Raw genomic sequence first — 2,570 nt, 5'->3', positions numbered from 1 at the left:
CACGGCCGCCGCGACCGCCCCGCCCGCCGCCGCGCAGGCGTCCCACGCGCCCACGCAGGCGGCCCTGAACGGCCTGGTGGCCGCCGGAATGCCGGGTGTCGCCGCGGAGACCCGCACCCCACTGGGCACCTGGTCCGGCTCGGCCGGATACGCCGACACCGCCACGCGGCGGCCGCGCACCGCCGCCGACCACTTCCGGGCCGGCAGCATCACCAAGACCTTCATGGCCACGGTGCTCCTGCAACTGGAGGCCGAGGGCCGGCTGAGCCTGGACGACCCCGTCGAGCGCCGGCTGCCCGGCGTCCTGCGCGGCAACGGCTACGACGGCAACAAGATCACCATCCGGCAGCTGCTCAACCACACCAGCGGCGTCCACGACATGGTGTCGACCCCCGAGTGGCAGCGCACCATGAACGGCCCTGCCTTCTTCGAGCACCGCTACGACGTGAAGACGCCCGAAGAGATCGTCGCGATGGCCCTGAAGTACCGGCCGGACTTCGAGCCCGGCACGGGCTGGACGTACTCCAACACCAACTTCGTCCTCGCCGGCCTGATCATCAACCGGGTCACCGGCGACACCTACGCCCACCAGGCCGAGCGGCGCATCCTCAAGCCACTGGGCCTGCGCCGCACCACCTTCCCCGGCACCGACCCCACGCTGCCCGCCCCGCACCCCGTCGGCTACTCCAAGCTCTACGCCCCGGATCCCGGCCCGGAGATCTACGACGCCACCGAGTACCGGCCCTCGTGGTCCGGCGCCACCGGCGAGGTCGTCAGCACCACCGGCGACCTCAACCGGTTCTTCGGCGCACTGCTCCAGGGCAGGCTCCTGCCGAAGAAGCAGCTCGACGAGATGCTCACCACCGTGCCGACCGGCGAGCACTACACCTACGGCCTCGGGCTGATCGCCCGTCATCTCTCCTGCGGCGTGGACGTGTACGGCCACGACGGAGTCGTCTGGGGCTCGCTGTCCGGCGCCGCCGGCACCAGGGACGGCAGGCACCTGCTCACCTTCAACATCAACGGCGACTGGCTCACCGAGAGTGCGCCTTTCGAGAACATGTTTGAGGGCGAGTTCTGCGGGGCGCCGCGCGGCTGAGCGCGGCAGTCCCCCGGCTCAGCGGTCGCGCGGCCCCTTCGGCTCCGCCCGGCCCACGATCGTGCCGGCGCGGTCGATGCAGATGACGTCGACCGTCACCGGCGCGCCGCGCAGGACCGCCAGGGCCTCGTCGCGCGCGGCCGCCGCGACGAGGTCGCCCAGCGGCACGCCCCGCGCCGCGCACCGCTGCAACGCGTCCAGGCCCGTGTTGGCCGAGGCCACCGCCGTGGCCAGCTCCTCGTCCGCGCCGCCCCGGCGGGCGAGCTCGGCGAGGAAGCCCTTGTCGACCTGGGAGCGGGCGGAGTGCAGATCGAGGTGGCCCGCCGCGAGCTTGGACAGCTTCGCGAAACCGCCCGCGACGGTGAGCCGCTCCACCGGATGGCGCCGGACGTACTTCAGCACGGCCCCGGCGAAGTCGCCCATGTCCAGCAGGGCGTCCTCCGGCAGCCCGTGCACGGCGACCGCGACCTTCTCCGACGTCGAGCCCGTGCACCCCGCGACGTGCCGGCGCCCGGCGGCCCGGGCGACGTCCACGCCGCGCCGGATGCTGTCGATCCACGCCGAGCAGGAGTAGGGGACGACGATGCCGGTCGTGCCCAGGATGGACAGCCCGCCCAGGATGCCCAGGCGCCCGTTCCAGGTGGAGCGCGCGATCTCCTCGCCGTGGTCGACGGAGACCTCGATCTCGACGTCGCCCGTGCCGCCGTACCGGGCGGCCACCTCGGCGACGTGGTCCCGCATCAGCTGCCGCGGCACCGGGTTGATCGCCGGCTCGCCCACGGGCAGCGGCAGTCCCGGCCGGGTCACCGTGCCCACGCCGGGCCCGGCCCGGAAGACGACGCCGGACCCGGGCGGCAGGATCCGCACGGTGGCGCGCACCAGCGCGCCGTGCGTGACGTCCGGATCGTCCCCGGCGTCCTTCACGACGCCGGCCATGGCGCACCGCGCGGCCGCGTCCAGCCGCTCGGCGGCGAGCGCGAAGGCGGGCGTCTGCCCCTTCGGCAGCGTGATCGTCACCGGGTCGGGGAACTCCCCGGCGAGCAACGCCGTGTACGCGGCGGTGGTGGCCGCCGTCGCGCACGCGCCCGTCGTCCAGCCGTGCCGCAGACCGGTGTGCGCCAGCTGCGCGGTGCGCCCCCCGGCCGCCGGGGCCGGGACCCCGGCCGCGGCCCTGGTCTCAGCCACGGGCCACCCCGCCCGTAGGGTGGGCCGCCGGAGCAGCACCGACCGGAAGGCAGACCGTGAACGCCGCGCACCACGTCCTGATCCTGGGCGGCACCACCGAGGCGCGCCTGCTGGCGGCCGGCCTGGCCGCCGACCCGGCGCTGCGGGTGACGAGTTCGCTGGCCGGACGCGTCGCGCGGCCGCGGCTGCCCGAGGGCGAGGTGCGGATCGGAGGGTTCGGCGGCCCCGAGGGCCTGGCCCGCTGGCTGCGCGAGCAGCAGGTGGACGTGCTCATCGACGCCACCCA

The 2,570-nt window shown here is 74.9% G+C and carries 3 protein-coding genes; 2 read left to right on the top strand and 1 reads right to left on the bottom strand.

Translation table 11 applies throughout. From position 1 onward, the window contains the following. The coding region (locus AB0K09_RS32225; protein ID WP_366068942.1) for a serine hydrolase domain-containing protein at positions 1-1,099 on the top strand (1,099 nt) is incomplete at its 5' end. An 18-nt stretch (positions 1,100-1,117) separates the two neighbouring features. On the opposite strand, the gene AB0K09_RS32220 is transcribed toward AB0K09_RS32225, so the two are convergent. Further along, a complete protein-coding gene (locus AB0K09_RS32220; protein WP_366068940.1) occupies positions 1,118-2,284 on the bottom strand; it encodes a cobalt-precorrin-5B (C(1))-methyltransferase in 1,167 nt (388 codons plus the stop codon). 56 nt (positions 2,285-2,340) lie between these two features. Between AB0K09_RS32220 and AB0K09_RS32215 the strand changes: the two genes are divergently transcribed. Then, positions 2,341-2,570 (top strand): precorrin-6A/cobalt-precorrin-6A reductase (locus AB0K09_RS32215; RefSeq protein ID WP_366068939.1); only part of this gene is annotated, 230 nt, incomplete at its 3' end.

Origin of the sequence: Streptomyces sp. NPDC049577 (assembly GCF_040675635.1) — a bacterium.
Lineage (GTDB): Bacteria > Actinomycetota > Actinomycetes > Streptomycetales > Streptomycetaceae > Streptomyces.
The sequence above is the reverse complement of the archived record's forward strand: the minus strand, read 5'-3'. Positions and strand labels throughout refer to the sequence as shown.